At 45.3% G+C, this 2,679-nt stretch carries 2 protein-coding genes; both read left to right on the top strand.

Going from position 1 to position 2,679, the window contains the following annotated elements; all coding sequences use genetic code 11:
* Positions 1–270 precede the first annotated feature (270 nt).
* The gene (gene istA, locus DC498_RS25825; protein WP_116877011.1) at positions 271–1,812 is read left to right on the top strand and encodes an IS21 family transposase; all 1,542 of its coding nucleotides are present in this window, start codon (positions 271–273) and stop codon (positions 1,810–1,812) included.
* Positions 1,813–1,837: 25 nt separating this feature from the next.
* Positions 1,838–2,575, top strand: a complete 738-nt coding sequence (gene istB, locus DC498_RS25820; RefSeq protein WP_116877010.1) for an IS21-like element helper ATPase IstB — start codon at positions 1,838–1,840, stop codon at positions 2,573–2,575.
* The last annotated feature ends 104 nt before the right edge of the window (positions 2,576–2,679 follow it).

The raw sequence follows: 2,679 nt of genomic DNA, 5'->3' as shown, positions 1-2,679 counted from the left end.
TGTATATTCCTGCACATGCTGACCCACTATTCCTGCACATGCTGACCCATCATTCCTGATCATGTTGACCCACTCTGATTAGGGATGGTCATGTATTGTCAAAGTACATTCTTGCATGTTGACCCACCTGTAGAAAAGGGTTATTCCTGCATGTTGACCCACCTATAAACTTGTTGGGCAGACTGCCATTCCTGCATGTTGACCCACCCCGCATTGCTACCAAAGTAAGGCTTTTTGATTGTCATTTGCGCCTTTAAAAAATAAAGGAGCATGGCACAACAACCAATAGCAATGGAACAGATAAAACAAATCCTTCAGCTTCACAGTGATGGTATTTCCATCCATGAGATCACGCGCCGTATGAACGTCAGCCGCAATACCGTGCGTAAATACCTTTCCCATTTTAATGACGCAAAAGATACCCTTTCAGACCTGGAACTGGCTGACAGAGCCTATGATAATGACCTGCCGGAACTGGAAGCTGAACGCCTGCGCCAGCTTACCGCTCATTTTAATGCAGCCGGCGCTGAACTATCCAAAACCGGTGTTACCCGGCAGTTGCTCTGGCAGGAGTACCTGGCACATCACCCCGATGGCTATAGCTACAGCCGCTATTGTTATCACCTTAGCCGCTACTTTAAAAACCGCGATCTGTCCATGCATCTGGAATACCAGGTTGCCGACATGATCATGATAGACTTTGCCGGTAAAAAACAGTGCTATGTAGATCAGGATACTGGAGAGCAGATAACCTGCGAGGTATTTGTAGCTGTTATGCCCTATAGCGGTCTTATATTTTGCCTGGCAGTACCCTCACAGCAAACAGCAGATTTTGTCCATTGCATCAATAGTATGCTGAAGTTTTATGGTGGCGTATCTGTCACCATTGTTTGCGATAATCTTAAAACAGCAGTTATCCGTGCCGATCGCTATGAGCCCCGGTTTACTGACATCTGTGAGCAGCTCTCTGAACACTATCACACTACTTTTACTGCTACCCGCCCTTACAGCCCCCGCGATAAGGCAATGGTAGAACGGGCGGTGAACATTGTATATACGCATATATATGCACCATTACGGCATCAGGTTTTTACCGGTATAGAAGCCCTTAACACCGCTATACAGCAACAGTTAATATTACTCAATGATAAGCCTTATAAAAATACCCCCTACAGCCGCCGGTGGTTTTTTGAACAGCAGGAGCGATCTTCACTTAAACCCCTTCCCCCGGAACCTTTTACTACTAAAAAAGTGGTATGGCTCACTATACAGCGTAATTATCATGTACAACTTAGCGAGACCCATCATTATTACAGCGTTCCTTACCAATACGTAGGCAAAAAGGTAAAAGTGATGTATGACCGGGAGGTAGTAGAAGTATACCTGGATGGTAATCGCATTGCTGTTCACAGCCGCCGGGGACACAATAAAGCCTATACTACACTTGCAGAGCATATGCCACCGCACCACCAGAAGATGCAGCAGATAAAAGGCTTTAACCGCGATGACCTCCTGGCACAGGCTGCACGCTTAGGCGCTCATGTAGTGCAGGCTGCTACCCTTATGCTGGAAAACAGCATTTACATGGAGCAAAACTATAAAGCCTGCTTCGGGATGCTGATGCTGCATAAAAAGTATACCGCCCAAAGGCTGGATGCCGCCTGTGCAAGAGCCCTGCAGGGCACAAGGATCAACTATACCATGATCAAAAATATACTGGAGCGGGGACTGGATAAACAAACACAACTACCACTTACAAACCCCTCTATACCCCCTCATGATAATATCCGGGGAAAAGAAAGCTATCAATAATCATTAAACAAAAAACAAACCCATCATGAACACAACACAAACATTAGAACAAATGCAGGGACTACGTTTAAGCGGAATGTATCATGCTTACAAATCGCAACTGGAGCTGCCCCTGAACCAGCAACTCGAAGGACATGAGCTGATCGCCCATCTCCTGCAATCTGAACAACTCACCCGTTACAATGAAAAAACAGCTTATTATCTTAAGCTGGCTAAGCTACGGCTGCCTGCTACGATGGAGCAAGTAGAAAGTGGCGCTTCGCGCAATCTCTCCAAACAACAACTGGCTACCCTGGCAGAAGGGCTTTATCTCGGTAATGGAGAAAACATACTTATCACAGGAGCCACCGGGTGTGGCAAAAGCTTTCTGGCATGTGCACTCGGGCATCAGGCTTGCCTGCAGGGATATAAAACCACCTACCTCAATATGAACCGCCTTATTGAAAAAGTAACGCTGTCTAAATTAGATGGCTCTTACATCAAGCTGCTTAACCATCTGGAAAAACAAACCCTTATTATACTGGACGACTTCGGTTTGCAGCCCTTATCGCAGGAAATAAGGCTTACCCTTTTACAACTACTCGAAGACCGCTATGGAAAAAAGAGCCTTATTATAACATCTCAACTGCCGGTAGCTAAATGGTATGAATATATCAATGACCCAACACTCGCAGATGCCATTATGGACAGGTTGACAGCTAATGCCAGCCGTATTGAACTAAAAGGTGAATCCAGAAGAAGAAAAAAATCTCTCAACTCTTAATACTCATCCGTATTTTTATCACCTCATTTAGCTCTTACTCATAGTATCGCAACCGGAGTGGGTCAACATGCAAGAACAATGGGTCAACATCTCAGGAATTTACA

It is taken from the genome of Terrimonas sp. (genome assembly GCF_003075435.1).
GTDB lineage: Bacteria > Bacteroidota > Bacteroidia > Chitinophagales > Chitinophagaceae > Agriterribacter.
The sequence above is the reverse complement of the archived record's forward strand: the minus strand, read 5'-3'. Positions and strand labels throughout refer to the sequence as shown.